General features: G+C 60.8%; 21 protein-coding genes and 1 pseudogene. 5 read left to right on the top strand and 17 right to left on the bottom strand.

What is annotated here, in order from left to right; translation table 11 throughout:
• Positions 1-504 carry a DUF6622 family protein gene (locus C4J83_RS25190; RefSeq protein WP_124418436.1) on the bottom strand — a complete coding sequence of 168 codons (504 nt, stop codon included), beginning with the start codon at positions 502-504 and terminating at the stop codon, positions 1-3.
• 201 nt (positions 505-705) lie between these two features.
• On the opposite strand from C4J83_RS25190, the gene C4J83_RS25185 reads away from it, so the two are divergent.
• Positions 706-2721 carry a c-type cytochrome gene (locus C4J83_RS25185; protein WP_124418435.1) on the top strand — a complete coding sequence of 672 codons (2016 nt, stop codon included), beginning with the start codon at positions 706-708 and terminating at the stop codon, positions 2719-2721.
• On the opposite strand, the gene C4J83_RS25180 is transcribed toward C4J83_RS25185, so the two are convergent.
• On the bottom strand, positions 2715-3965 hold the full coding sequence (locus tag C4J83_RS25180) for a 2-aminoadipate transaminase (protein WP_119736782.1): 1251 nt from the start codon (positions 3963-3965) through the stop codon (positions 2715-2717). The genes C4J83_RS25185 and C4J83_RS25180 overlap by 7 nt on opposite strands.
• 89 nt (positions 3966-4054) lie before the next feature.
• Positions 4055-4948: a LysR substrate-binding domain-containing protein gene (locus C4J83_RS25175; protein WP_124418434.1), complete on the bottom strand. Its 894-nt coding sequence runs from the start codon at positions 4946-4948 to the stop codon at positions 4055-4057.
• Positions 4949-5092: 144 nt separating this feature from the next.
• Here C4J83_RS25175 and C4J83_RS25170 point away from each other — a divergent pair, with 144 nt between their 5' ends.
• On the top strand, positions 5093-6121 hold the full coding sequence (locus C4J83_RS25170) for an amino acid ABC transporter substrate-binding protein (RefSeq protein WP_124418433.1): 1029 nt from the start codon (positions 5093-5095) through the stop codon (positions 6119-6121).
• A 28-nt stretch (positions 6122-6149) separates the two neighbouring features.
• Here the strand turns inward: C4J83_RS25170 and C4J83_RS25165 are convergent, their stop codons facing one another.
• The 6 genes from C4J83_RS25165 to C4J83_RS25140 form a co-directional block, all read right to left on the bottom strand.
• Positions 6150-7163 (bottom strand): sensor domain-containing diguanylate cyclase, encoded by a 1014-nt coding sequence (locus tag C4J83_RS25165; RefSeq protein WP_106578248.1) that lies wholly within the window; start codon positions 7161-7163, stop codon positions 6150-6152.
• Positions 7164-7304: 141 nt separating this feature from the next.
• Complete coding sequence (locus tag C4J83_RS25160) at positions 7305-9200, bottom strand: alkaline phosphatase D family protein (protein ID WP_124418432.1); 1896 nt, start codon at positions 9198-9200, stop codon at positions 7305-7307.
• Positions 9201-9307: 107 nt separating this feature from the next.
• Positions 9308-9499 carry a hypothetical protein gene (locus tag C4J83_RS25155; RefSeq protein ID WP_106578250.1) on the bottom strand — a complete coding sequence of 64 codons (192 nt, stop codon included), beginning with the start codon at positions 9497-9499 and terminating at the stop codon, positions 9308-9310.
• A gap of 234 nt (positions 9500-9733) precedes the next feature.
• Positions 9734-11977 (bottom strand): ATP-binding protein, encoded by a 2244-nt coding sequence (locus C4J83_RS25150; RefSeq protein WP_124418431.1) that lies wholly within the window; start codon positions 11975-11977, stop codon positions 9734-9736.
• Positions 11974-12588 carry a biliverdin-producing heme oxygenase gene (locus C4J83_RS25145; RefSeq protein ID WP_124418430.1) on the bottom strand — a complete coding sequence of 205 codons (615 nt, stop codon included), beginning with the start codon at positions 12586-12588 and terminating at the stop codon, positions 11974-11976. The genes C4J83_RS25150 and C4J83_RS25145 overlap by 4 nt, the downstream gene beginning before the upstream one ends.
• Before the next feature lie 194 nt (positions 12589-12782).
• Positions 12783-13163 carry a response regulator gene (locus C4J83_RS25140; RefSeq protein ID WP_106578253.1) on the bottom strand — a complete coding sequence of 127 codons (381 nt, stop codon included), beginning with the start codon at positions 13161-13163 and terminating at the stop codon, positions 12783-12785.
• Positions 13164-13341: 178 nt separating this feature from the next.
• Between C4J83_RS25140 and C4J83_RS25135 the strand changes: the two genes are divergently transcribed.
• On the top strand, positions 13342-13716 hold the full coding sequence (locus tag C4J83_RS25135; RefSeq protein WP_119736798.1) for a c-type cytochrome: 375 nt from the start codon (positions 13342-13344) through the stop codon (positions 13714-13716).
• Here C4J83_RS25135 and C4J83_RS25130 read toward each other — a convergent pair whose 3' ends face one another.
• The 5 genes from C4J83_RS25130 to C4J83_RS25110 all read right to left on the bottom strand — a co-directional run bounded on the left by C4J83_RS25130 (position 13717) and on the right by C4J83_RS25110 (position 19274).
• A complete protein-coding gene (locus C4J83_RS25130; RefSeq protein ID WP_124418429.1) occupies positions 13717-15738 on the bottom strand; it encodes an LTA synthase family protein in 2022 nt (673 codons plus the stop codon). It abuts the gene before it with no gap.
• Between the two features lie 821 nt (positions 15739-16559).
• Positions 16560-17171: a hypothetical protein gene (locus tag C4J83_RS25125; RefSeq protein WP_124418428.1), complete on the bottom strand. Its 612-nt coding sequence runs from the start codon at positions 17169-17171 to the stop codon at positions 16560-16562.
• Complete coding sequence (locus C4J83_RS25120; protein ID WP_124418427.1) at positions 17171-18439, bottom strand: sialidase family protein; 1269 nt, start codon at positions 18437-18439, stop codon at positions 17171-17173. Before C4J83_RS25120 ends, C4J83_RS25125 begins: the two co-directional genes overlap by 1 nt.
• 23 nt (positions 18440-18462) lie before the next feature.
• The gene (locus tag C4J83_RS25115; RefSeq protein WP_124418426.1) at positions 18463-19008 is read right to left on the bottom strand and encodes a cytochrome b/b6 domain-containing protein; all 546 of its coding nucleotides are present in this window, start codon (positions 19006-19008) and stop codon (positions 18463-18465) included.
• Entirely contained in the window at positions 19008-19274 is a 267-nt protein-coding gene (locus tag C4J83_RS25110; RefSeq protein ID WP_124418425.1) for a PepSY domain-containing protein, read from the bottom strand. Before C4J83_RS25110 ends, C4J83_RS25115 begins: the two co-directional genes overlap by 1 nt.
• Positions 19275-19420: 146 nt before the next feature.
• On the opposite strand from C4J83_RS25110, the gene C4J83_RS25105 reads away from it, so the two are divergent.
• Complete coding sequence (locus C4J83_RS25105; protein WP_106578259.1) at positions 19421-20083, top strand: response regulator; 663 nt, start codon at positions 19421-19423, stop codon at positions 20081-20083.
• On the top strand, positions 20080-21432 hold the full coding sequence (locus C4J83_RS25100) for an ATP-binding protein (protein WP_124418424.1): 1353 nt from the start codon (positions 20080-20082) through the stop codon (positions 21430-21432). The genes C4J83_RS25105 and C4J83_RS25100 overlap by 4 nt, the downstream gene beginning before the upstream one ends.
• Positions 21433-21654: 222 nt before the next feature.
• On the opposite strand, the gene C4J83_RS25095 is transcribed toward C4J83_RS25100, so the two are convergent.
• The 3 genes and pseudogenes from C4J83_RS25095 to C4J83_RS25085 all read right to left on the bottom strand — a co-directional run bounded on the left by C4J83_RS25095 (position 21655) and on the right by C4J83_RS25085 (position 23723).
• Entirely contained in the window at positions 21655-22278 is a 624-nt protein-coding gene (locus C4J83_RS25095) for a DUF3916 domain-containing protein (protein WP_124418423.1), read from the bottom strand.
• Between the two features lie 31 nt (positions 22279-22309).
• Positions 22310-22561 (bottom strand): colicin E3-like toxin immunity protein, encoded by a 252-nt coding sequence (locus C4J83_RS25090; protein ID WP_124418422.1) that lies wholly within the window; start codon positions 22559-22561, stop codon positions 22310-22312.
• 6 nt (positions 22562-22567) lie between these two features.
• Positions 22568-23723, bottom strand: a pseudogene (locus C4J83_RS25085) (S-type pyocin domain-containing protein).
• Positions 23724-23858: the final 135 nt, after the last annotated feature.

Here is a 23858-nt window from a genome sequence, read left to right as displayed (position 1 = left end):
TCAAGGCAGCACAATGCCCTTGTCGCGGCGCAACGCCGTCAGCGCCCGCTGCAGCCGCAGGGCGCGTCCACAGAACAGACCAACGGTAAACCCCGAGACACCGCCCACCGCCACCAGCATCGCTGGCGTGCTCAAAAACAGCGGATGCACCGCCTGCTGGTAGCCGAAGCAATACTTCGCTGCAAAGAACAACTGCGAGATCAGCAAGGTTTTCCACGTGCCTGGCAGCACCAGGGTGTCGCCATCGGCGTCGAGCCTTGCGCCTTCTGCGTTGAACAGCAACATGCCCAGCAGGCTGCCCATCAACGCGCCGCCGATCCAGGCGCTGCTCGACAGCATCGACGGCGTCAGCGACGTCAGCGACCACACCACCAGCACCACCGGCAGGATTATCAACGCGCGACGATTCTCGCGCCCGCCCAGGCAGGCCTTGATGCCGTAGTAACAAATCCACAGGTAAACGGCGTACACCCAAAGGGGCGTGCCTTGAAGAATATCGAGCATGGGGCGCTTCCGTGCGGTGTGGGTAGGTGGCGGATAGTCGTTGAGGCGTCAGGGGGTTGTCCATCAATTTGGCCCTGACCCACATCAACACCGTGCGCGACAAAAGCCGTTACAACACACAAGCCTGATGAACCCATAAAAACGATGACCTACCTGCGCCGAGGAGACCGCTCCAGGCCAGGTTATTAAAGGATTAATGCCATGGCCTTTTCCCTGTCGCGCCTGGCCTTGCTGGGGGCGACGCTCTGTCTGGCGCTACCCCTGCACGCCGCCTCCACCGAAATCGAACACGGCAAATACGTTGCGCAACTGGGCGACTGCATCGCCTGCCATACGGCCAAGCAAGGCAAGGTGATGGCCGGCGGGCTGGCCCTGAGCACGCCGATGGGCACGATCTATTCGAGCAACATCACACCCGACCGTGAGTCCGGCATCGGCAGCTACACCTTTGAACAGTTCGACAAGGTGATGCGCGAAGGCGTGACGCCTGCAGGTGTGAATCTTTACCCGGCAATGCCCTATCCGTCCTACGCCAAAATGAGCGAAGAGGACATGCGCGCCTTGTACGCTTACCTGATGCAGGGCGTTGAGCCGGTGCAGCAGGCCAATCTTGAGGCGGACATGGGCTTCCCGTTCAATCAACGCTGGGGCCTGGCACTGTGGAACGTTGCCTTTCTCGACACGCAGCCGTTCCAGCCGGACCCGAGCCGCAACGAGGTGCTCAACCGTGGCGCCTATCTGGTCCAGGGCCTGGGCCATTGCGGCTCCTGCCATACCCCGCGCGGCATCGCGTTCCAGGAAAAAGCCATGAGCGATGAGGGCCGCAGTGGCCGGCATTACCTGGCTGGCGAAACCGTCGAGCACTGGCGCGCCCTGAGCCTGCGCAACTTGTGGACCGTGGAAGACACCGTGCAACTGCTCAAGACCGGGCAGAACCGCTTCGCCAGCGTGGCCGGCAACATGGCCGATGTGATTCACCACAGTACTCAGCACTTCAGTGACTACGACCTCACGGCCATCGCCAGCTACCTCAAATCCCTGCCCCCAGGCAAAGACGATCTGCCAATGCCGTCGGTGGCCCGTGCACCCGCCGCGCCGCCGGCCGACTTGTTTACCAGCCGTGGCGGCTTGGGTTACCTGCAGTTTTGCAGCGACTGCCATCGTAGCGACGGCGGCGGCGTGAAAGGCCTGTTTCCACCGTTGGCCGGTAACCCGAGCATCGCTGCCAACAACCCGACCTCGCTGCTGCACATCACCCTGACCGGCTGGAAGACCGCACAAACCGCCACCCACCCACGGGTCTACACCATGCCCGGTTTCAGCCGGCTGGCGGACTCGGAAATCGCCGAGATCCTGAGCTTCGTGCGCACCCGCTGGGGCAACGAGGGCACGCCGATCAGCGCCGCCCAAGTGAAAACGCTACGTGACCAACTCAACCCTGCCACCAGCGATTCATCGGCCTTCGAAACCCCACGCCTGGCCGACTTGCTCGGCGCACCGAATGCCGACCAAGTGGTGCGCGGCATGCGCCTGCACCTGCAGACCCAGGCGCTCCTACCGGAGAACGTCGGCAACGCGCTCAACTGCACCAGTTGCCATCTCAACGCTGGCACCGTGGCGGACGGCTCGCCGTTTGTGGGCGTGTCGGCGTTTTTCCCCAGCTACGCGCCGCGTGCCGGCAAGGTGGTGACCCTGGAGGAGCGCATCAACGGTTGCTTTCGTCGCTCGATGAATGGCAAACCGCTGCCGCCGCAATCGGCGGATATGCAGGCGATGGTCGCGTACTTCGACTGGATGAAAAACAACACCCGCCCCGAAGACAAAGTCGCCGGGCGCGGTGTGGGCAAGATCGACCCTTCAATCAAGCCAGACCCGGAAAACGGCCAGCAGGTGTACGCCAAGCAATGCGCGGTGTGCCACGGCGACAACGGCCAAGGCCTGGCGCGTGCCGACGGCGAGCAAGTGTACCCGCCGTTGTGGGGCGAGCAGTCGTTCAACATCGGCGCCGGCATGGCGCGGCCGTACACGGCGGCGGCGTTCGTCAAACGCAACATGCCGATTGGGTTCCACGAGAAATTCCCGTTGGGGCAGGGTGGTTTGTCGGACCAGGAAGCCGTGGACGTCGCGGCGTATTTCTCCGGCCAACCGCGCCCGGATTTTCCGGACAAGGTCAAAGACTGGCCCAACGGCGGCAAGCCCGCCGATGCGCGCTACTGAGTCAGCTGCTTGAGACAGGCCTCAAGGATATCCAGGCCTTCCTCCAGCACCGCAGGCTCGGTGGTCAGCGGTGCCAGCAGGCGGATGATGTGTCGCGACTTGCCGCTGGGCATCAGCAGCAAACCGGCATCCCGCGCCAGGCCCAGCAGCTGGGTCAGTTGCCTGGACGCGGGCGTGCCGTCGGCATTGGCCAGCTCGATGCCGCGCATGGCACCGACGCCGGTCAGGCGGCCCAGATAGGGCACACCTTGCGCACGCCATTGCTCATAACGGCTGACGATGGCTTCGGCCTGGTGTGAACCCCAGGTTTTCAGGTGTTCATCCGTCATCGCGTCCAGCGTGGCCAATGCGGCCGCGCACGCAATCGGGTTGCCGGAGTAGGTGCCGCCCAGGCCGCCTTTGGGCAAGGTGTCGAGCAAGGCTTTGCGCCCGACCACCGCGCCCAATGGCACGCCGCCGGCGATGCTTTTGCCGAGCAGGATCAAGTCCGGTTCAATTCCAAGGCGCGAGAAGGCAAAGCGCTGGCCGGTGCGGCCGAAGCCGGACTGGATTTCGTCGGCGATCAGCAGGATGTTTTTCTCATCACAGAAACGTCGCAAGGCCTGGGCGAATTCGACGTCCAGGGCCAGGAAACCGCCTTCGCCCTGTACCGGCTCGATGATGAAACAGGCCACGTCCTCAACGTCGATTTCCACGCTGAACAGGCGGTCCATGGCCTTGAGTGCTTCGGCACAACTCACCCCGTTATCAACACTGGGGTAGGGCAGGTGGTACACCGGCCCAGGCAACACACCGACCTTTTGCTTGTAGGGCGCTACCTTGCCATTGAGGTTGAGTGTGGCCAGGGTGCGGCCGTGAAAGGCACCGTCAAACGCGATCACCGCCGTGCGGCCGGTGGCACCGCGCACAATCTTCAACGCGTTTTCCGCTGCTTCCGCACCGCTGTTGGTGAGCATGCCGCTTACCGGGTAATCCACCGGGATAAACGCGGTAAGACGGTCCATCAATTCGATGTAGGGCGCGTGAGGTGCGGCGTTGAACGCGTAGTGGGTCAGTTTGGTTGCCTGCTGCCGAATCGCCTCGACCACGCCTGGGTGGCAATGCCCGAGGTTGAGCACGCCGATGCCGCCGACAAAATCGATGTAGCGTTTGCCCGCGGTGTCCCAGACCTCGGCGTTCTTGCCGTGGCTGAGGCTGATGGGGTGAACGATGGAAATCGACTGGCTGATGGTTTCGCGGCTCATGAATCTCGGACTCGGCAATGGCGGGCGTCTTTTTATCTAAGCCGTGCGCCCGGCCTTGCCGCAAACGAAATAAAGTCGCCGGGTCATTATTAAAAGTCGGGATGTGCTTTTAAGTAGTCCACCATCCAGTTCAAGAATGCTTTCACCTTAGGGACCTCGCCGGCGTGTTCGGCATGCGCGATAAAGTGCGCGCCGGCGCTGGGCATCGTGTAATCCCAGGGTGTCATCAGGCTGCCATTGGCCAACTCTTCGGCCACCAGGTACTGCGGCACCAACGCCACGCCGTAGCCCGACTGCGCTGCGCGAATGCACATGTAGAACGTGTCGAAACGCGGCCCGTGATAGCTGTTCTGCGAATGCAGGCCCTGCTCCAGAAACCACTCATGCCAGGCTTGCGGGCGTGACGTGCATTGCAGCAAGGTGTGGCGCGAGGAGGCATCGCTGCCTTCGGCGACAAACCCCGGTGCGCAGACCGGCACCACGGCCTCGCGAAACAGCTCGATGCACGTCGCCCCCGGCCAAGAGCCCTGGCCGAAGAAAAACGCAATATCGGCCTTGGCCTGCAACACGTCGAAGGGCTCCAGCTCGTTGCGCACATCCAGGTGGATGTTCGGATATCTGGCCGCAAAATCCTTGAGCTTGGGCACCAGCCAGCGGTCGCCGAAGGTCGGCTGGGTGGCGATGCGCAGCACTTCGGTCTCGCCGCCGTAGGTGAGGATGTAGCGGCTGGAAATGTCCACCTGAGCCAAAATCTTGTGGACCTCGGCGAGGTACAACGAGCCCGCTGGCGACAGGTACAGACGCTGGCGCACGCGCTCGAACAGGTTGTGGCAGAGCATTTCTTCGAGCTGCGCGACCTGCTTGCTCACGGCACTTTGGGTCAGGTGCAGCTCTTGGGCGGCGCGGGTGAAACTCAGGTGGCGGGCGGCGGCTTCGAAGCACTGCAGGGCGGTCATCGAAGGGGTCAAGCGTTTAGATATCATTCAGTTCATTCCAAATCGGAAGGAGCCTTTGCCTAAAGGTCGTTTGTGACAGGGGCGTAAAGCCGTCGATACTGCGCGGCCACACTATAAACCGGCGCGGGCTGTGCGGCGCCGAATAATAAAGATCGACAGGGAGTGCCTCGCATGAACAACCTCAAGACCACCTTGGCCGCCCTCACCGCTGCCGCGGTCGTGGGCCTGGCGGGCAGTGCCTACGCCGGCGTGACCCTCGACGCAATCCAGAAAAAAGGCTTTATCCAGTGCGGCGTCAGTGACGGTTTGCCGGGCTTCGGCGTGCCGGACGCCACCGGCAAAATGACCGGCATCGATGTAGACGTGTGTCACGCCGTCGCCGCGGCGGTGTTCGGCGACGCCTCAAAAGTGAAGTTCAGCCAGTTGACGGCCAAAGAGCGGTTTACTGCGCTGCAGTCCGGCGAAATCGACTTGATCTCACGCAACACCACCTGGACCAGTTCCCGTGACTCGGGCATGGGCCTGGTGTTCACCGGCGTCACCTATTACGACGGCATCGGTTTTCTGGTTAACAACAAGCTGGGGGTGACCGGCGCCAAGCAACTCGACGGCGCGACTATCTGCATCCAGGCCGGTACCACCACCGAGCTCAATGTCTCGGATTACTTTCGTACCAACGGCATGAAGTACACGCCAATCACCTTCGACACCGCCGACGAAAGCGCCAAGGGCCTCGAAGCCGGGCGCTGCGATGTGTTGACCACCGACCAGTCGGGCCTTTACGCGCAGCGCATCAAGATGGCTCACCCGGATGAGTTCGTGGTGTTGCCGGAAGTGATCTCCAAGGAGCCACTGGGGCCGCTGGTACGCAAGGGCGATGACGAGTGGTTCAGCATCGTCAAATGGACGCTGTTCGCCATGCTCAATGCCGAGGAAATGGGCATCACCTCGCAGAACGTCGAAGCGCAGGCCAAATCCAGCAAGAACCCCGACGTTGCGCGGCTGCTGGGTGCCGACGGCGATTACGGCAAAGACTTGAAACTGCGCAAGGACTGGGTGGTGCAGATCGTCAAGCAAGTGGGGAACTATGACGAAGTGTTCGAGCGCAATATCGGCCAGGGCAGCGTGTTGAAGATCAAGCGTGGGCTCAATGCCTTGTGGAGCAACGGCGGCATTCAGTACGCGCCGCCGGTGCGCTGATCACGCCAAGCCGGTGCGGCCGCTGTATTTACTCCGACACCACGTCCTTTCCCGCCGCCTTGGATCGATACAGCGCTTGATCGGCGCGTGCCATCAAGGCGGCAGGGGCCTCACCCATACGACGCTCGACCACACCCAGGCTCAGGGTCACTTTGAAATCGCCCACGGCAGGGATCTCGGTGATTTTCTGCCGCACGCTTTCGGCCAGTTGCTTGGCCGAATCGAGGGTGCTTTTGGGCAGCACCACCATAAACTCGTCACCGCCCCAGCGCGCCAGCAAATCACCCGGCCGCACACAGGCTTCCAGGTTTTCCACTACCCGAATCAAGGTCCTGTCGCCGACGCCATGGCCGTGTTGGTCATTGATCGGCTTGAAGTCATCGATATCCATGGCCACCAATGCCAATGGCACGCGGAAGCGCTCGGCGCGCTCACATTCCTCCAGCAGCACTTTTTCCAGGCGATACCGGTTGGCGATACGCGTCAGGGCGTCCTGTTCGGCCAGGGAGCGGTTCTCATCCAGCTGCAATTGCAATTGCTGATTGACCCGAGACAATTCACGGGTGCGTTCGGCCACCAGAGCCTCCAGCGATTGATTACGCTTTTGCAACTGTTCGATGGAGTTCTTGCGGGTGTGAATATCGCGGTGGGCGCCGACCATGCGGGCTACCGAGCCGTCAGGGTTACGTGCAATGACGTAGCCCCGGTCTTCGATCCACAGGTAGCTGCCGTCTTCTTTTCGGCAGCGGTACTCGGCCTGGTAATGGGGGGCGCGCTGATTGATGTAGTCATCAAACACGGCCATCACGCGGGGGTAATCCTCGGCGTGGATCACACTCTCCCAGGTGAACACAGTGTTTTCCAGGGAGTGGCGGGGGTAACCCAGCATTTCGTACCAACCGGGGTTGCGGTAGACGAAGCCGGTATTGGCGTTCCAGTCCCAGATGCCATCGCTGACCAGTTCCATGACGGCATGCAACATGTCGGCGTTGAGTTCGGAAAAGTCATTGCGCAGCGGGTTATTGCCGGAGGTATCGTCCATCTTTGCGCTTCCCTGCGTGTGCTGGTTTATAAGGCCAGTCTTCGTTGACGCCGATACTCCGTGGCTGGCGCTACTGTACATCGGGACTTGCGCGGTTTGAATAGGGCGGCTGTGCTGCTTTAGATGTATGGCTATGAGCCATTAATCCGGCGCCAGCATCCTCGTCCGAGGCTTTCCATCGGCGTTGTGCTGGTAAATCGCCTCCGGTTGGCCGCGGTCGTTGAAAAACACCTGGCCGATGCCCGCTGAATTCCACAGCCGTTCGCCCGCTTCGGCATGTTCCGGAATATGGGGCACCACCTGCATGGTACGGCGGCGTGTGAACCAGTTGAGCGGTGAGCGCGGTGAGTAGAGCCAGCGGTTCAGGCGGTCGAACCATTCCAGCAGGCGTGGGGGGAACTCGTTCTTGATGCCGCTGCTGGTGATCTGCCAGATTCTCGGCCCGCCGTTGCGGTGGCGGATGAGCACTTCGTAGACGAACGAGTAGTGCACGTCGCCCGAGAGGGTCACGTAGTTACCCGGCGTGCGCGAGTGGCGGAAGATGTTGAGGATTACCTGGGCGGCGCCGCGATGGGCCATCCAGTTTTCGGCGTCTACCAGCAGCGGGTAGCCGCACCAACTGAACACCTTCTGCACGGTTTCGATCAGCTTGACGCCAAAGATCGGCGCGGGCGAGACGATGATGGCGCTGGGGTGGTCCAGCAGTTCCTGTTGCAGCTCGCTCAAGGCTTCCCAGTCCAGCAGGCCGGAGGGCTGCTTGAGCGTGAACTCGCTGCGCCAGCGGCGGGTACGGGTGTCGAGCACCACCAGGGCCGGTGTGGTGGGCAGAACGTAATGCCAGTGCTGGAATTTCAGCAGCGCTGCCAGCAGGCCATCTTGCAGGCCGGCGTCCAGATGGTTGCCTTTAACCTCGTTGGCCAGTGCCTGGGTTTGGCTCAGCAGCTCAGCAAATACATCCGGCTGGTTGCCCCAACCCTGGCACAGCAGGTAGGCGAGCAGGGCATTGCCGATAATGCGCCTGGAAAACGGGTGGCCGTAGGCGGTTTCCTCCCATTGGGCACTGAGGTTCCAGTCGTCGGTGATGTCGTGATCGTCGAAGATCATCAGCGTCGACAAGTGAGCCAAGACCCGTGCGGCGCCCGGCAACCCGTGTCGGAATTGATCAATGGGCACCTGTTCGCGGGCATAACGCTGCTCCTCCTCGGCGCTCAGTTGCGGTGGTTGTGGCGTGATCAATTGCCAGGGCCTGGGCGACCAGGCCAGCAAGTACATTGCAATGACCTCGGCAAAGCTCACCAGGTGATTATCGGCCGTGCTGCTGGTGAAAATCGGCTTTTTAACGCCACCAAAAAACCGCTCGCGCAGGGTTTCGTTGCTGTCCAGCGCCGGGAGCAGGTCGGCGCGATGGTAATAGCTGGCGCGGTGCCCGTAGAGGCTGGCGCTGTCAGTCACCACCGCACCCTCCAGGTATTCGTCAAACAGGCCCAGTCGCGCAATCAACGCATGAATCGCGCGCAGCATCGGGCCGGCGACATCGTCGGCGTAGATCTGGTCACCGCTCATCATCAGCAAGGCCGGGCGTTCGGCCGGCGTGTGTGCGTCGGCCAGCAGGCGGTCGACGCACAGCAGGCCGTCGTCGGCTCGGTGGTGCGGTTTGCGGCAGGAACCGTGTACCAACTGGTGGATACGGCTGTGCAGCACGAAGTTCGGCTGCCGGGCGTCGGCATACAGCAGGTGCGGCGCCCACTCGGCGATGCCCAGGTTGTCGATCAGCAGGTCATAGCCGATGACCACGTCCAACGGCAGGGCTTCGTCCAGCGCCACGTCGAGCAGGTGAATGAAAGCGTGGCGCCCCACCGGCACGACTTGGCATTGGCCTTGATCCAGGCGGATATCGCGGTTGTGTTCGGCAACGTGCAGCCTCAAGGTCGGCGACAGCTCACGGCTTGCCACTAACCACAACACCAGGCGGCGAGGCTCCAGCCGCCGTAACAGCGGCCCGGCAAGAACGGCGGGCAGTGTGCCTGCTTCAAGCATAGGGATGAGAACTCTGTGCAGGAAAGGCCGGCAGGTTAACCCAGCGGATGTCAGTGTTTTGTTAAGGGATGGCGGGGGCGGGATGGCTTGCCCCCGCCTTGCATAGGCTAGAGCAGATTGCCCTTGCCCAGGCTTTCCAGGTTGCCTGAGCGGTTATCCTTGTCTGGGGCATTTGCGCCGCTCAGGCCTGTGGCTGCCGCCTGATCGGAGCTTGGCTTCGGCGGTTGTGGGGGCGGCGTGGCGTTGGTCAGCTGGATAGTGTTGATGTAGTTCAGGTTAGCGCTGAGAAAAAAATCCATTGGGGTGTGCTCGGTAAGGCCAGGAAAGTGTTGTTGCGTTGCGAACGCGCACAGAACTTACAAAGCCTTGGCTGGCGCGGCTATACACGCGTTGGGTCAAAACGTGACAAGGCCACCGGCCACCAATCCGTGGCGGGCGAGACGCCCAGCGCCAGGGTGGTGTGCTGCCGGTATCGCCAGCCGGCCTGATGTGGAGAGCAAGCCCGCTCGCCACATCAAGTGCACTTGCCGCTGTCAGGGGTGTACCCCCTCAGTTCCCCTGGGCACCGTAAAGCGAAACTCGCTGCCCCGGCCGACCTCACTGTGCGCGTCGATTTGGCCGCCATGGGCCTGGACGATGCCCTGAGTGATGTACAGCCCCAAACCACTGCCGGTCGGGTTGTTTTCGGTCTGGGTCCAGTAGCGATCAAACACATGCGGTAACTGTTCAGGCGCAATGCCTTCGCCGGAATCGCGCACCGAAAACACGATTTCTTCGTCATTGCTCATGGCGCTCACGCCGATGTTTCCCTGGCGCGGGGTGAACTTGATGGCGTTGCCGATCAGGTTCGACAACACCTGGAACAGGCGCTCAGGGTCCCCGTTGATCTGCAACCCCGGTTCCGCGTTGAACGACAGCTCGATGCCTTTCTCCATCGCCAGCGGCGCGAGCAGGGCATAGGCTTCTTCAAACATCTGGCTGACGTCCAGCACCACCGGCTTGACCACATAACGGCCCGCCTCGATCTTCGAGGTGTCGAGCAAGTCTTCCAGCAGCACGTTCATGCGCCCTGCGGCCTGTTGCATGGTGTCGATCGCCGAAGAAATACGTCGCGAAGTGTGCGGGCCTTCGGAGCTGAACGCCTTTTGCATCATGCCGCAGAGCATCGAGATAACGGTCATCGGATTACGCAGGTCGTGGGACACCACGGCCACCAGGTCATCGCGCGCGCGTACGGCTTGTTGTTCGCGCAACACTTGGCGGGCGAGGTCATTTTCCAGGGCTGAACGGCGCAGGTCGTTGGCAGCAAACCGGTCACCATGGCTCCATTTGGTGGAGATGCCGGCCATTTCCACTTTCCAGATTTCAAACGAAGTCCGTGGGCGAAGGCGCAAGCCGGCGTCTGACTCTTCCAGATTCAACGGCTTGTCCGGGTTGCCGCTCCAGTTGATGTTCTCTTTGACTTCCGGGCGAAACCACAGCACGCCGTTATCTACAGGCTTTGGCAGGCTCATGGCCAACACGCCACTGGCCACGTGTTGGAACTCGGCGGCTGGCGGGTACACCGAGGTCAGGTTGTGGCTGGAAAACACCGGTTCGCCGCTGGCTTGCAGCCATGCGTGCAGCGCGCGAATCTGCTCGGGCTGCGGGCAGTTGCCGTAACGGTGCAACTGTTTGTCCTCGATGATTGCCACGCCGCCCGAAAGGGTAAGGTCCATCAGGACTTGCGGCTGCTGGGCCAGGCCATCGAACACGTTTTGTTCGGATGCTTTCATCGCGCGATCAAGCAGGGCCAGGGCCTCGACTTTTTCGTCGCGTTGGCGGCTCAGGTCCAGGGCTTCCATGGCGCTGATCTGCAACGACAGCACCTGGCCGATGGTTTGGCAGGCCAGGCGCAGGTCATTGGGCACCAGCAGTGGCTCGCGATTACCGCAACTGATCAGGCCCCAGAGCTTGTCGCCTGCCATCAAGGAGATGCTCATGGACGACAGCACGCCCATGTTCTGCATGTATTGGCAGTGAATCGGCGACACGCTGCGCAGGGTCGCAAAGCTCAGGTCCAGCGGTTGGCCGGTGTCCGGGCGCAGCTTGGGCAGCAACGGCACGGGCTCATAGGCGGCATTCGGGATGATGCGCAGCCAGTTGGTGCGGTACAGCTCGCGGGCCTGCTCGGGGATGTCGGACGCTGGAAAGAACAGCCCGTTAAACCGCTCCATGGACGGCGCCGAGGCTTCGGCGATCACCTGGCCATGGCCTTCCTCTTCGAAGCGGTAGATCAGCACCCGGTCATAGCCGGTGATGGCCTGGATTTCATGCACGCTGATTTCGTACAGCGCTTGCAGGGTTTTCGCTGACTGCAGGCGTTGCAGCATCTTGCCCAGATCGCTGGTGCGACCCTTCAGGGCTCGCGGTTTGAAATCTTCCAGGCGCGGTTCGAATTCGAGCACCAGCACCTCTTGATGGCGGTGCAGCAGGCCTTCGAATTGCGCGCCGTTGAAGGTGACATGCAGCGCTGGGCCGTCGGAAAACGTGTTGTGTTCAGCCATGGTCTGCACGGCTTGAGCATGTTCTGCGCCCATCAGCGTGTGCAGCGGCTGACCCAGCAGCGACTCGGGCGTGTGACCGAACAGGCTGCCAACGTTGGCGCTGACCTGAATGATGCGCAGGTCCGGCTCCGACAACGTCAACAGCACGCCATGGGGCTGTATCGCGCCGGGGGTGCGGATGGGTTCGTCGGCACAGTTGGCAAGCAGTTCTTCAAAATCTTCGGGTTTCATAGCAGTACCTCCTGGCTGACGAGCCAATGCTCGAAGCCGCTGAATGTCGAACAAGCTGCCTGCACTGCGCGCTGTTTGGCGTGCGCATCCAGGGGTTGGCGGCTCAGGTAATCAAGAAAGTCTTTCCAGCGTCGACCGGTCTCGGCGCCGTACACATTGAGAAACGCGCCGCCGTGTTCGGCGTCGATGCCCAGGCGCTGGGCCATTTCCCGGCGCAGCACTTGGCCACCCAGGGTTGCGCCTTCCAGTACATAGAGGGCACCGAGGCAGGCAGCAGGGGTCTCGAACAGGGGGAGGCTGGAACAACGGGGCAGGGCGGTGATGGCGTCGTCAGTCAACCCAAGGGCGTAAAGATCGTGCAGGAGTGTGGGCGTTTTCACACGCAATGACGTATCGAATCCATCGGGGATCAAGCCACTGTCATACAGCGCGGCTTCCATCGGCTCATAAAAACCGTAGTACGCCTGAAGCAATCGTCGGTACCAGTCGGCATCCAGACGCTCGGAAAAAAACGGCAGGCGTTTTTCCAGCGCAACATGCAGCGAGCCAGTGCCTGAACGTAACGCTTCCAGCAATGAGGGCGCACTGACGTCAGGGGCCTGTGAATGCATTCAATGAGCTCGAACTGTGGGCCTTTCGGCCATGAATGACGCTGTAAATGGGCGACGATTCTACACAACTCATTGCCATCACCTGTGCGCACTAGGCGAAAAGGCTGACCGGCGGATCAGAAAAGTCACTCCTTGCGTGATTAATGACCACGGAAAAGCACCTCAAGTTCGCTTTCAGTGATATCGCGGCGATATCAGTGCAGGGACATACCCTGTTGGTTCAGCGCCGTTTGTACGCACTCAACCAGGTGTTCGGCGCTCCACGGCTTGGGTAAAAAACGCACGGAGCCGCCCAACTGCGCCGCCAGCTTGATATTGCCGGAGGTCAGCACCACGGGCACAGACGGCCAGCGATGCGCCACCACCTTGCTCAAGTCATAACCATTGAGCAAACCGGGCATCTGGATATCACTGACAATCAAATCCACGGGGTCGTCGCCGCGCTCCAGGTAAATCATCCCTTCATCCGCCGAAGGAAATGACGTGACGTGCGCCCCGAAATCCTCCAGTACATCCACCATTAACGAGCGAATGATCTCGTCGTCTTCCAGCACTAAAATCGATGGCTGAGCCATGATCCTTACTCCACCATCAGGGTTCAGTAAGGTGGAGTGGGGCGGGCGTGAATAGGTTCGATTGGATATATTCCGGGCGATGGATGGTCGTTTTAGAGCGGTCAGGAAGGCGTTGCCCGCAGCGGCATACGTCGCTTGCAGGCATAATCCCCCCACCGTTGCCTGATGTGGAGCCTTCATGAAGCACGCCTTATTGACCCTCGCCCTGACTCTCACCACCGGCCCGGCTTTAGCGGCAGGTGATGCCGAGGCCGGCGGTAAGCTTTTCAGCAAGACCTGCGGCGGTTGCCACAGCATCGGCGAAGGCGCGCGCGGCGGCTTCGGTCCGCAGCTTAACGGCATCATCGGCCGCCCTGCCGGCACCACCACGGACTACCAGTACTCCGACGCGATGAAAAACTCGGGCGTGGTCTGGACCCGCGACAAACTCGCCGCCTATATCGAGGCGCCAAAAAAAGTCGTCAGCGGCACGCGCATGATCTTCTGGGGCATCAGCGACCCGCAAAAGATCGAAGACATCCTGGCCTACCTCGAAACCTTCCAGCCCAAATGATCACTCGCGCACGTTTCTGAACAGCATCAACCGCGCACTTTCATGCAGCCCGCGCGTCAGGCCCTGCAGGCGTTGAAACTCCTCAGGGTGCTGCTTGGCCACGTCTTCGCGAGGTGTTTGCGACGCCAGGTCATGCAGGGTTGGTGAACTGCCATCGTGTTGCATCTGCAACAGGAAGTCCTGGGTCACGCCGCCGATAATCGGGAACGTGCCCTCGTGCAACACCAATGGCACCACACGTTCGCCTTCCGGGGCCGGCTGCTGGATGTCGCGGCCCATCGCGCCAGTGCGAAAGGGGATGCCTGCCATGCCGGCGACTGTCGGCAACAAATCCGCAAGGCCCACCGCCTCTTCAATCACCCGTGGTTGCAGGCCCGGCGCGTGGATCAGCAACGGTACGTTGTTGCTTTCCAGACCCAGTTGCTCGAAGGCCGGGGCCATGTGCGGTATCTGGCTGATGCGGGTGTTGTGGTCGCCGAAGAACACAAAAATGCTGTTGTCGTACCAGCCGCCGGCCTTGGCGATGTCCATCAGGCGGCCGATGTTGAAGTCCAGTAAACGCACTGCGTTGTACTGCTCGACGCTGCGCGAGCCAGCGGCCTGGGCCTGTTCCAGGCTCACGTCTCTGACCTGGAAGCCGTCGTTCTGCTTGGGAATGGTGAACGGGCGATGGTTGCCGGAGGTTTGCACGTAAGCGAAGAACGGCCTGTCCTTGGGCACGGCGCGCAGCAGTTGGTCGCCCTCCTTGAACAGGTCCAGGTCAGAGATGCCCCACACGTCCACCCGCGGTGATCGCCAGTAGCTTTCGTCAAACAGCTGCACGCCATCGATGCTCTGGCGGATCAGCGCATTGATATTCGCCCAGCCAGCGTTGCCGTTGATCATGTAGAACTTCTGGTAGCCCTCGAACGCGTTGATCAACGTGTGCTGCCGCGTGATCAGCGGGTTACGCGTGGCGGTCTCATGGCGGGTCACATCGGGCACGCCGGTGATGCTCGCCCACACGGTTTTGGCGGTGCCGGTGACGGGCACATAGAAGTGTTTGAAGAACCAGCTTTGCGTTGCCAACGTGTCCAGGTTCGGTGTGGGGTTCAGCGGGTTGCCGTAGGCACCGACGGCGCTGGTGCCGAGGGATTCGAGCATCACGAAAATCACATTGGGCGGGCGCTCGCCTTGCAGACGGTAGGGTTGCACGCCTTGTTCGCGGGTGAAATTCAGTTGTTGGGGATCGGGCTGGTCAACGCCCAGATACTCGGCAACCTGCGAATAATGTTCGCGCACTGTGGCTTCATCGAATTGCGCCTGGCCGACCTTGAGCGTGTCGTACAAAAACAGCACCGGGTTCAGGCCCACGGCGGCAACCTGGCTGTTGCCGGAAAAAAACGCATCGCTCCAGCGCAGCGGCACCGGGTTTTCCAGGTTGAGGTTGGCCACGCGGCCAAGCAGCGCCAGCAGCACGGCGACAACGCCGACGACGGCCACACAAGCCACGGCCCATTTGCTGATGACTATGGGTTCGCGATCCAGGGTCAATCGCTCCAGGCACACCAACGCCCATACCCACAGCGCCACGGCGGCCAGCCAGCAGGCGGTTATCCACAGCACCGGGTAGGTTTCCCACACCATCTGTTGCGAAATCTGTGCGTCTTGCAGGTAGCGCAACACGGTCGCGTTGATGCGCACGCCGAGGTAGGCGTAGTGGCCGAAGTCGATGATATACACCAGGCCGACGACGGCCAGGGCTACGACCAGATAGCCGCGCGCCAGCCAGCGCAGGGCGGGCAGGGTGGTGAGGTTCCAGCGGGGAAGCCAGGCCAGCACGGCCAGTGGCAACATGATCAACACGGCCAGGCGCAGGTCGAAACGCAGGCCGATGCCCAGGGTTTCCGCCAGCGCCGGAGTGTTTAAATCCAGACCGGAAAAGCTGATCAAAAACACCAGCCGCAGAGCCGCCAGCAACGCAAATACCAACCCGATCGCGCCCATGCCGTAGCGCAGGCGGCGTGATTGCAACACACCCATCATTGACCTCTACTCAGTCTCACAAACACCACACAGCAAATGTGGGAGCGGGTTTGCCCGCGATAGCGGTACTTCAGTGCGAGCGTGGTTGCCCGACACGCCGCATTCGCGGGCAAGCCCGCTCCCACAGTTTGAGTTGCATTAACCCGGCGACTACGCAGTAGCCCGCCAGAACCGGATCGACTCCATTTGATCGCTCCTTCCCAATTTCCAAAACGACACCACTCCAATGTGGGAGCGGGCTTGCTCGCGAAAGCGGTCTATCAGTGCCAAAGTTGTTGCCTGACACGCCGCTTTCGCAGGCAAGCCAGCTCCCACAGTTTGGATCGTGTTAACCAGTGACTACGCAGTAGCCCGCTAGGAGTGGATCGCCATCGGTGACCCTTCCCAATTTCCAAAACGACGCTTATCAAAGGTGGGAGCGGGCTTGCCCGCGAAAGCGGTTTATCAGTGCCAAAGTTGCTGCCTGACACGCCGCATTCGCGAGCAAGCCCGCTCCCACAGGTTGAGTTGTATTAACCGAGTGACTACGCAGTAGCCCGCCAGAACCGGATCGACTCCATTTCATCTCTCCTTCCCAATTTCCAAAACGACACCACTCCAATGTGGGAGCGGGCTTGCCCGCGAAAGCGGTGGTTCAGTGCCAGCGTGGTTGCCTGACACGCCGCCTTCGCAGGCAAGCCAGCTCCCACAGTTTGGATCGTGTTAACCAGTGACTACGCAGTAGCCCGCCAGGAGCGGATCGCCATCGGTGACCTTTCACAATCTCCAAAACGACGCTGATCAAAGGTGGGAGCGGGCTTGCCCGCGAAAGCGGTTGATCAGTGCCAAAGTTGCTGCCTGACACGCCGCATTCGCGAGCAAGCCCGCTCCCACAGGTTGAGTTGCATTAACCCGGCGACTACGCAGTAGCCCGCCAGGAGCGGATCGATCAGGTAATCCCAATAGTTCTCCGACGCCTTGAGCCGCAGTGCGAAGGCCAGGGTGCCCACTGCCAGCATCCACACCGCCAACGTGTTGCGCAGCCAGAGCAGCAGCAACGCCGCCGCGCCCACCAGCACAATCATCGGCCGCGGGTTGAAGCCCCAACGGTAAGGGTCGTGATACGTCAGGCCCATCGTGGCGGGATACAGCAGCAGGCTCAGCGCGCCAAACAGCACCAGCAGCTGCACTTGATGTGGGCGATTAACCGGTTGCACCACGCCCAATCGGCACAGCGTTACCCACGCCAGCAACACCAAGGTGCTGATCGCCAGGTCATCGGTAAAGCTGCGCACGTACGCCGCCAATGGCAGTTCATTCACCGGGATAAAACTCAGCACCACCAGCATCGGCAGCAGCCATGGCCGCCAGGGTGCGGTAAAGCGAACCCTGCTCAAGAGCACAAACCCCAGCAGCACAAAACACAAATGGGCCTGCCACACAGAAACCATCACAAATGCTCCGCCAGCCAGGCTTCGTTGAAGCTGACATGTTTGATAAAGGTGTTATTCCACGAGTACACCACGTGGTACATGCCGTCCGGGCTGCGGCTGAAATACGGATACTCGTACTCGAAATCACAGCCGCGCGGTTTGCACACGCGGTAATCCAGGTTGCTCAGAAAACGTTGCTCCAGCGGCAAGCGCTTGGCGCCGCTGGAAGCGCGAAAGCCCTCGCCAATGATTTCTTTGTAAGCCGCGTGGGAGAACGGCTGGCCGAGCGGGTCGGGCGACTGGTCCAGTTCCACCACCGTGCGCCATTGGCTGAACTGGGCGTTGGTCCCGTAGAGGCTGAGCTTGAAGCGACCGTCTTGCAGGTCGTTGAGGGCCACCAGCAAACCGTCATCCTCGGTTGCCACTGCCGCCAGGGATGAATTGGGGTTGGCCGGCTCCAACGGGTACGGCTCGCTCCAGGTTTGCCCGGCATCGATGGTGCGGCTGGCGAGCACGCGGTGATGGGTTTCGCCGGCGTAGCGCAACATCGCCACGGCGCGCTGGCCGTCCTGCGCCACGATGGTCGGCTGCAGGGAGTGCTTGCCGCGGCTGATGCGAAATTTGTCGATCACCGCGCCGTCGGGGCTCAAATACAGGTACTCGGCAAACTTGCCCATGAACTCGTGATACACCGGCAAGCCAATCGAACCGTCGGCGTGAAACACCGGCGCGGCGCGCACCAGCGTGCTGATATTAAAGAACGGTGAGGTCACCAATTGCCGCGGCGCCGACCAGTTGGCGCCGAGGTCAGTGGAGACCATCACGTTGATCGCACTGGTGGCCCAGCCGCCGACCGACACCGACACATAAAACATCCACAGGCGTTTATCCGGCCCCAGCGCAATCACCGGGTTGCCCAGTTTGCGAATGTAGCGCTGCGTGCCGTCGCGGGTACTTTCGCGCGTGGCCAGCACCTGCTCGGCGCCCCATTCGCCGCTGCGCGCATCAAACCTTGCGGTGCGCACCTGCACATCGGCGGCGCCTTCGCGGCTGCCGGCAAACCACACGGCCATCAAGTCGCCGCCAGGCAGGGCGGTGACGGAGGAAGCGTGCACAAAGTCGGTGAGTTGCGAGGACACAAAGCGGCTGGTGTATTGCGGCGCCGTCGCGACCTTGGAGGTGTTCGGGCTCGCCTGGGCAAACGGCGCCAGCACGTGCGGCGGATGGCTTTGCCAGGCGGCGAAAAACACCGCGAGCAGGCTGCAGATCAGTAAGGCGGAGCGCATAGAGAACCTGTTGGGGAAAAGGATTACTGCGCACGCTCATCCGGCAGGCGTTTCCTGCGACCGGTGAGCATGGATAACGGCAGGTTGTCCTTCACCTGGAGACTTTCATACACGGCGGCCAGCACATGCACACAGACCAGACCCAGCAGCACATTGGCGGTGGCTTCGTGGACCTGCAGCGGCCAGTCGGCGCCCCATAACGCGTCGACTTCCTGCATCAGGAAACCGCTGATACCGAGGGTCAGCAGCGCCGACATCATCAACAGCATCACCAGCGCGCCGATGGGCGAATGACCGAGGCGATGCAGCCCTCGTCCGTCCAACACCCTACGCACATGGGCACTGAGTCGCGCAGGCGATGGCCAGAAATCCGACCAACGCGCACTGCGCGGTCCTACGAACCCCCACACCAGTCGCACCAGCAACCAGGCCATGGCGTAGTAGCCCAGCCACACATGCCAGCCGTCGCCCGCTTCGTTAAAGAAGTAGTTGGCGACGAAGACCCCGGCGATAGACAGATGAAACAGCCTCACCAACGGGTCCCACAGGCGCAGGGATTCGCCTGCCATCAGCTCTTGATCTCAGTCTTCACGGCCTTGCCGGTGACCGGGTCGTGGTAGATCTCGACCTTGCGCTTGTCCTTGTCGAAGCCGTAGATCTCATAGCAGTTGCCGTCGGTAACCTTGAACTTGCTGATCTCATACCCTTGAGCCTTGAGCGTGTCCTGGAAGGCTTTTTCGTCTTGCCACTGCGAGCGTTCGGCGGTGGTGCACTGCGGGCCGGCGAGGGCCATGGGGCTGGCGATAATCAGGGACAGCAGGAGAATTTTGCGCATGGAAAAGCTCTCAGCAGATGTGGGAGATTTCACAGTGCAAAACCAACCTTAGCGCAACCTTAGTTGGCAACGCGCCGTAACATCTTTCCCCGAAGGGGCCGCTGCAGAACCGGCATCATTCCGCCGTTTCCTACAGAGATTCTGCAATGCGCCTACTCCTAGTCGAAGATGATCGTGCCCTCGGCCAGGGCATTCGCGTGGCATTGGGCGCTGAAGGCTACACCCTGGATTGGCTGCAGGATGGCCTCAGCGCCCTGCACGCACTGCGCACCGAAAGCTTCGATTTGCTCCTGCTCGACCTCGGCCTGCCGCGCCTCGATGGGCTCGACCTGTTGCAGCAACTGCGCGCCGGGCAATACGACTTGCCGGTGCTGATCCTCACCGCCCGCGACGGCACCGCCGAACGTATCGCCGGCCTGGACGCTGGCGCCGACGACTACTTGATCAAACCCTTCGACGTCGAAGAACTCAAAGCCCGCGTGCGCGCCCTATTGCGACGCAGCCAGGGCCGTGCCCAGCCAATGCTGGAGCACGCTGGCGTCAGCCTCGACCCGGCCACCCAGCAAGTGCGTTATCAGGATCAAGGCATCATCGTCACCCCGATGGAATACCAGCTGCTGCACCAACTGATGGTGCGCCCCGGCAAAGTCGTGACCCGCGAGCGCCTGTCTCGCGCGCTGTATGGCTGGCAGGACCGGGTGGAGAGCAACACCCTGGAAGTGCTGATCCATAACCTGCGCAAAAAGTTATCCACCGAGCTGATCCGCACCGTGCGCGGCGTCGGCTACGTGCTGGCGCTCAACCCATGACTTCCGTTCGCGCACGCATCCTCATTCCGGTGCTGGTGTTTATTTTGCTCGGCGACGCGCTGATCAGTTGGCTGGTGCTGCGCGACAGCCACCATGAAATCGAGGAAGTCTACGACGCTCAACTCGCCCAAAGTGCGCGCCTGCTGCAAGGCGTACTGCGCCAGCGCGACCCAGGCGAAGCGGATTGGGACAGGTTGTATCAGGCGTTCGACCAGGCCATGAGCCGCGTCGGTGAAGACGGCGTCGCGCATCCGTATGAAACCCGCTTGACCTTCCAGGTATGGCGCACCGACGGTCAACTCCTCGTGCGTTCCGCCGAGGCGCCTGTGCTGGCTGCGCCGCCGACTACCCTCGGCTCCCACGACATCATGGAGAACGGCAACGACTGGTGCGCCTTCCTCCTCGCCGACCCGCAACAGGGCTTGCTGATCTGGGTGGGCGAGCGCGACGACATTCGCCAGGATCTGATCGAACGCATTATGCGCCACACGCTCTGGCCCACCTTGATCGGCGTGCCGCTGCTGACTGTGCTGATCTGGCTGACCATCGGCTGGGGCCTCAAACCCCTGCGCGCCATGGTGCTGTCGATTCGCGGGCGCAACACCGACACCTTGCAACCGCTGCACCTCAAGCCGCTGCCGACTGATCTGGAACCGATGCAAACCGCGCTTAATCGGTTGTTGGTGCAGATGGATGACCTGCTCGAGCGCGAACGCCGCTTTATCGCGGATGCTGCCCATGAACTGCGCACACCGCTGGCGATCCTGCGCATCCACGCACAAAACGCTCAAAGCGCTGCCACCAAAGAGCAGCGACGCGAAGCATTGGATTTTTTAGTGAATGGCGTGGACCGCGCTACGCGTATTGGCAGCCAGTTGCTGACCATGGCGCGCATCGAGCCGCAACTGAACAACCCCGTGTGTAAGCCTGTGCAACTGACGGAACTGGTGCGCGAAGAACTGGCTGAGCTGACGCCACTGGCGATGGAAAAGGGTGTGGAGCTGGTGTTGGAAGGAGAGGAGGAATGTTGGGTGCAAACCGAGCCAGTGGCGCTGGCGATTGCGTTGCAGAACCTGGTGACCAATGCGCTTAACTTTTCGCCTGCGGGCAGTGAAGTGAAAGTGGTGATCGGCGCTGACTGCTTGAGCGTGGAAGACCAAGGTCCGGGGATTGATGAAGCGGAAATGGAGCGGTTGTTTGAGCGGTTTTACAGTCGGGATAACGCTAATGGCGCTGGGCTGGGGTTGACGATTGTAGAGATGATTGTGGGGAAGATTGGATGCAGGCTTACGCTGCACAATCTGGAGCAGGGCGGCCTGCGCGCGCGGCTGGTATTCAACGAAACCTGAATCAACCCCGGCTCAAATGTGGGAGTTGTCGAGCCCCAGCGAGGCTACGATGGGATCGCCTCGGTACGCCTGACTGACCGAAGCACTTGCATCGCTGCGCTCTTATGTCCTTTGCGCCTCTAGCGGCAAAAAATCCGTCTGGTACGCCGCGAAGGCGACGCGGAACAGCGCATGAAAACACGGAGATAGTGTGTTGAGGGACAGTGACTAGGCCAAGTAGAGCTAAGAGATCGGGCCGAACAAATGCGGGTGCTGCGCCTGGAAGGACCTGAAGGTCTGGTACTTCCAGCGCTCACCACCTGGGTCTTCGTCTGTCGTGCTGACCTCGCCGAAGTACCAGTGCTCTGACTCGAAGATATCTCCGTCTTCATTCTCGTGAACGAAGTGAAAGCCGACTTCGTGAAGCCCCGGTGGGATGGTCAGGCTCCATTCTTTGGCCAGGCTTCGGCCAGTGATTCGAGCTTGGCGAAAGTACTCATAGTCGAAAGGTTGAGTGTGGCCGAGATAGCGAGCTTTATCGGTGTAGATACAGACGCGGCTTGAGAACATATCCGGAACCATGACGCAGGCGACAACCCAGCATTCCGGGGCGTCGTCTGGTCGCGCTTTAAGCAGATGGCCTGAGACATTGATCAACTGTTGAGCACAGTGCGCCTGAATTTCCGGTGTGGTTTGTTTGCCCTCAACAAGATTTTCGATGACGGGGATTCTTTCGGTTACGTAGTCAGGTTGAGGCGGTAATTCTTCGTAGAAACAGCCTTCGAAGCTGTCGGCCCAGCGGCTCAGGGCTCTTAGGCGCCTGGGGATGTTGCGGAGCTTTTTGTTTGTTAGTGAAAGTCTGCGCATGGAGTCTTATTTTTCCTAAGTGAGGTCACAGTTATGCATCTTCGTAATCGAGTGCTATGAAATAGTCGCTGTCTGTAAGAGCGATTTCATGAGCGAATAAGGGTTGCACAAGCGATAGCCATTCCCGGCGCAGTTCAAACATGCCGTTATTGACTACCTCCTCCTTCGAGAGCCCTAGCGTTGTGACAACGGAGTAGTCCTCCCCCAGATCCTTTGAGTCTTCGGTGCCAACCAACCATTCCGTGGTTTTGTCGAACCAATCTAATCTCACTTTGAGTCCCATATAGCCTCACAAGTATTTAGCGATGTTTCGTTTTTTGTTTGCCGGTTTCAGCTGCTCGCCCTTTATATGACTGAATGCCCCAATGTGGCTTCCATCACTTGCTCGATAGGCTTCTAGCTCGCCGTGTTGTGAATCCCATTCATAGATTGTCCGCCCTTTTTCATCAATCCAGCGTTCTCTTAACCCACCGCCGCCCTGTTTTGGAGTTTTAGGCTTTGCCTTTATCAGGTTCAAAAATCCGGTTATTTGCTCCGCTTTAGGCGCCTTGTGGTACTTGTGATCCCCAGCCCGAACGCTAACCACCACATACAGCGGCCGAACCCCCGACTCCACTGGAAACACCAGAATAAAGTCCCGATACTCCGGCGGATAAATCGGGTTCACCAGAATCTGTGCGGCCTTCTCCGTCGGGGGGTAAATCCAAATCACCGGCGCTTGTGGCGCAGCTTCCAATGCCGGAATACCCAGCGTATCCCCCGGATCAACCGCAGGCGTCCAGATCAGTTCCACGCCCTCACCCCAAGTCCGCCACAAACTGGTCGCCACGGCTTTGGAACTGCACCACATCAATCATCTGCCAATCGGCAGTGTTGCCCGTGTAAAACCCGTACCCCTTGAGCGTACCGTCCCCACGCTGCTCGACATGCAAACGCATCTGCGACCGCGCCCGTTGCAGCGAACGCAACTGCTCCTCGCTGTAGAGCGCGCTATCACCCAGCTTCGACGGCCAAGCCAGCGCCACCAAGCCCGCCAATAAACCACCGGCTACAGTGCCAGCGGCGGTTGCTGCGGATTCCACCACCGCCGAACGCAACGCCAACTGCCCCAAGCCAACGGGCAGGGCACTGCCGCTGATCTTGCGCAAAGCAACCGCGCCTCGGCTGTCCACCTCGCGCCCACCCAACAGGCTGAAGTGGCCGTAATCCTTGATCAGCTCCAACGGTACGTAACCGCTGGGGTCGTTGTAGCGAATGATGCCGTCGGGCAGTTGGCAGGGTTTGGTGAACACGCAACCGGGAAGCTTCGCGGGCGTAGGCGCCGGTGCAGGTGTTGGGTCGAGCAACACCATGGGCGGCGAATAGGGCACCCGTTTCGGCTGCGGCATCAGGATTCGTCGTTTGAGTTGTTCTTCTTCGGTGATGGGGTACCCGCGTTCTGACATGACGGGCTCACTTCCTTGTGCGAGGGAGTGAGCGTACGAGGGGGGATCAGAGGCTGATGTCGGGTTTGTTCGATGGTGTGCGTGGGAAAAGTCAGCTGGTTGCTAGCGACCCCAAAATGGGGAGTTGGGGTTGCT

Origin of the sequence: Pseudomonas sp. LBUM920 (genome assembly GCF_003852315.1) — a bacterium.
In the GTDB taxonomy this organism is placed as follows: Bacteria; Pseudomonadota; Gammaproteobacteria; order Pseudomonadales; family Pseudomonadaceae; genus Aquipseudomonas.
Note: the sequence above shows the minus strand (reverse complement) of the source record. Positions and strands in the feature narration are given on the sequence as shown.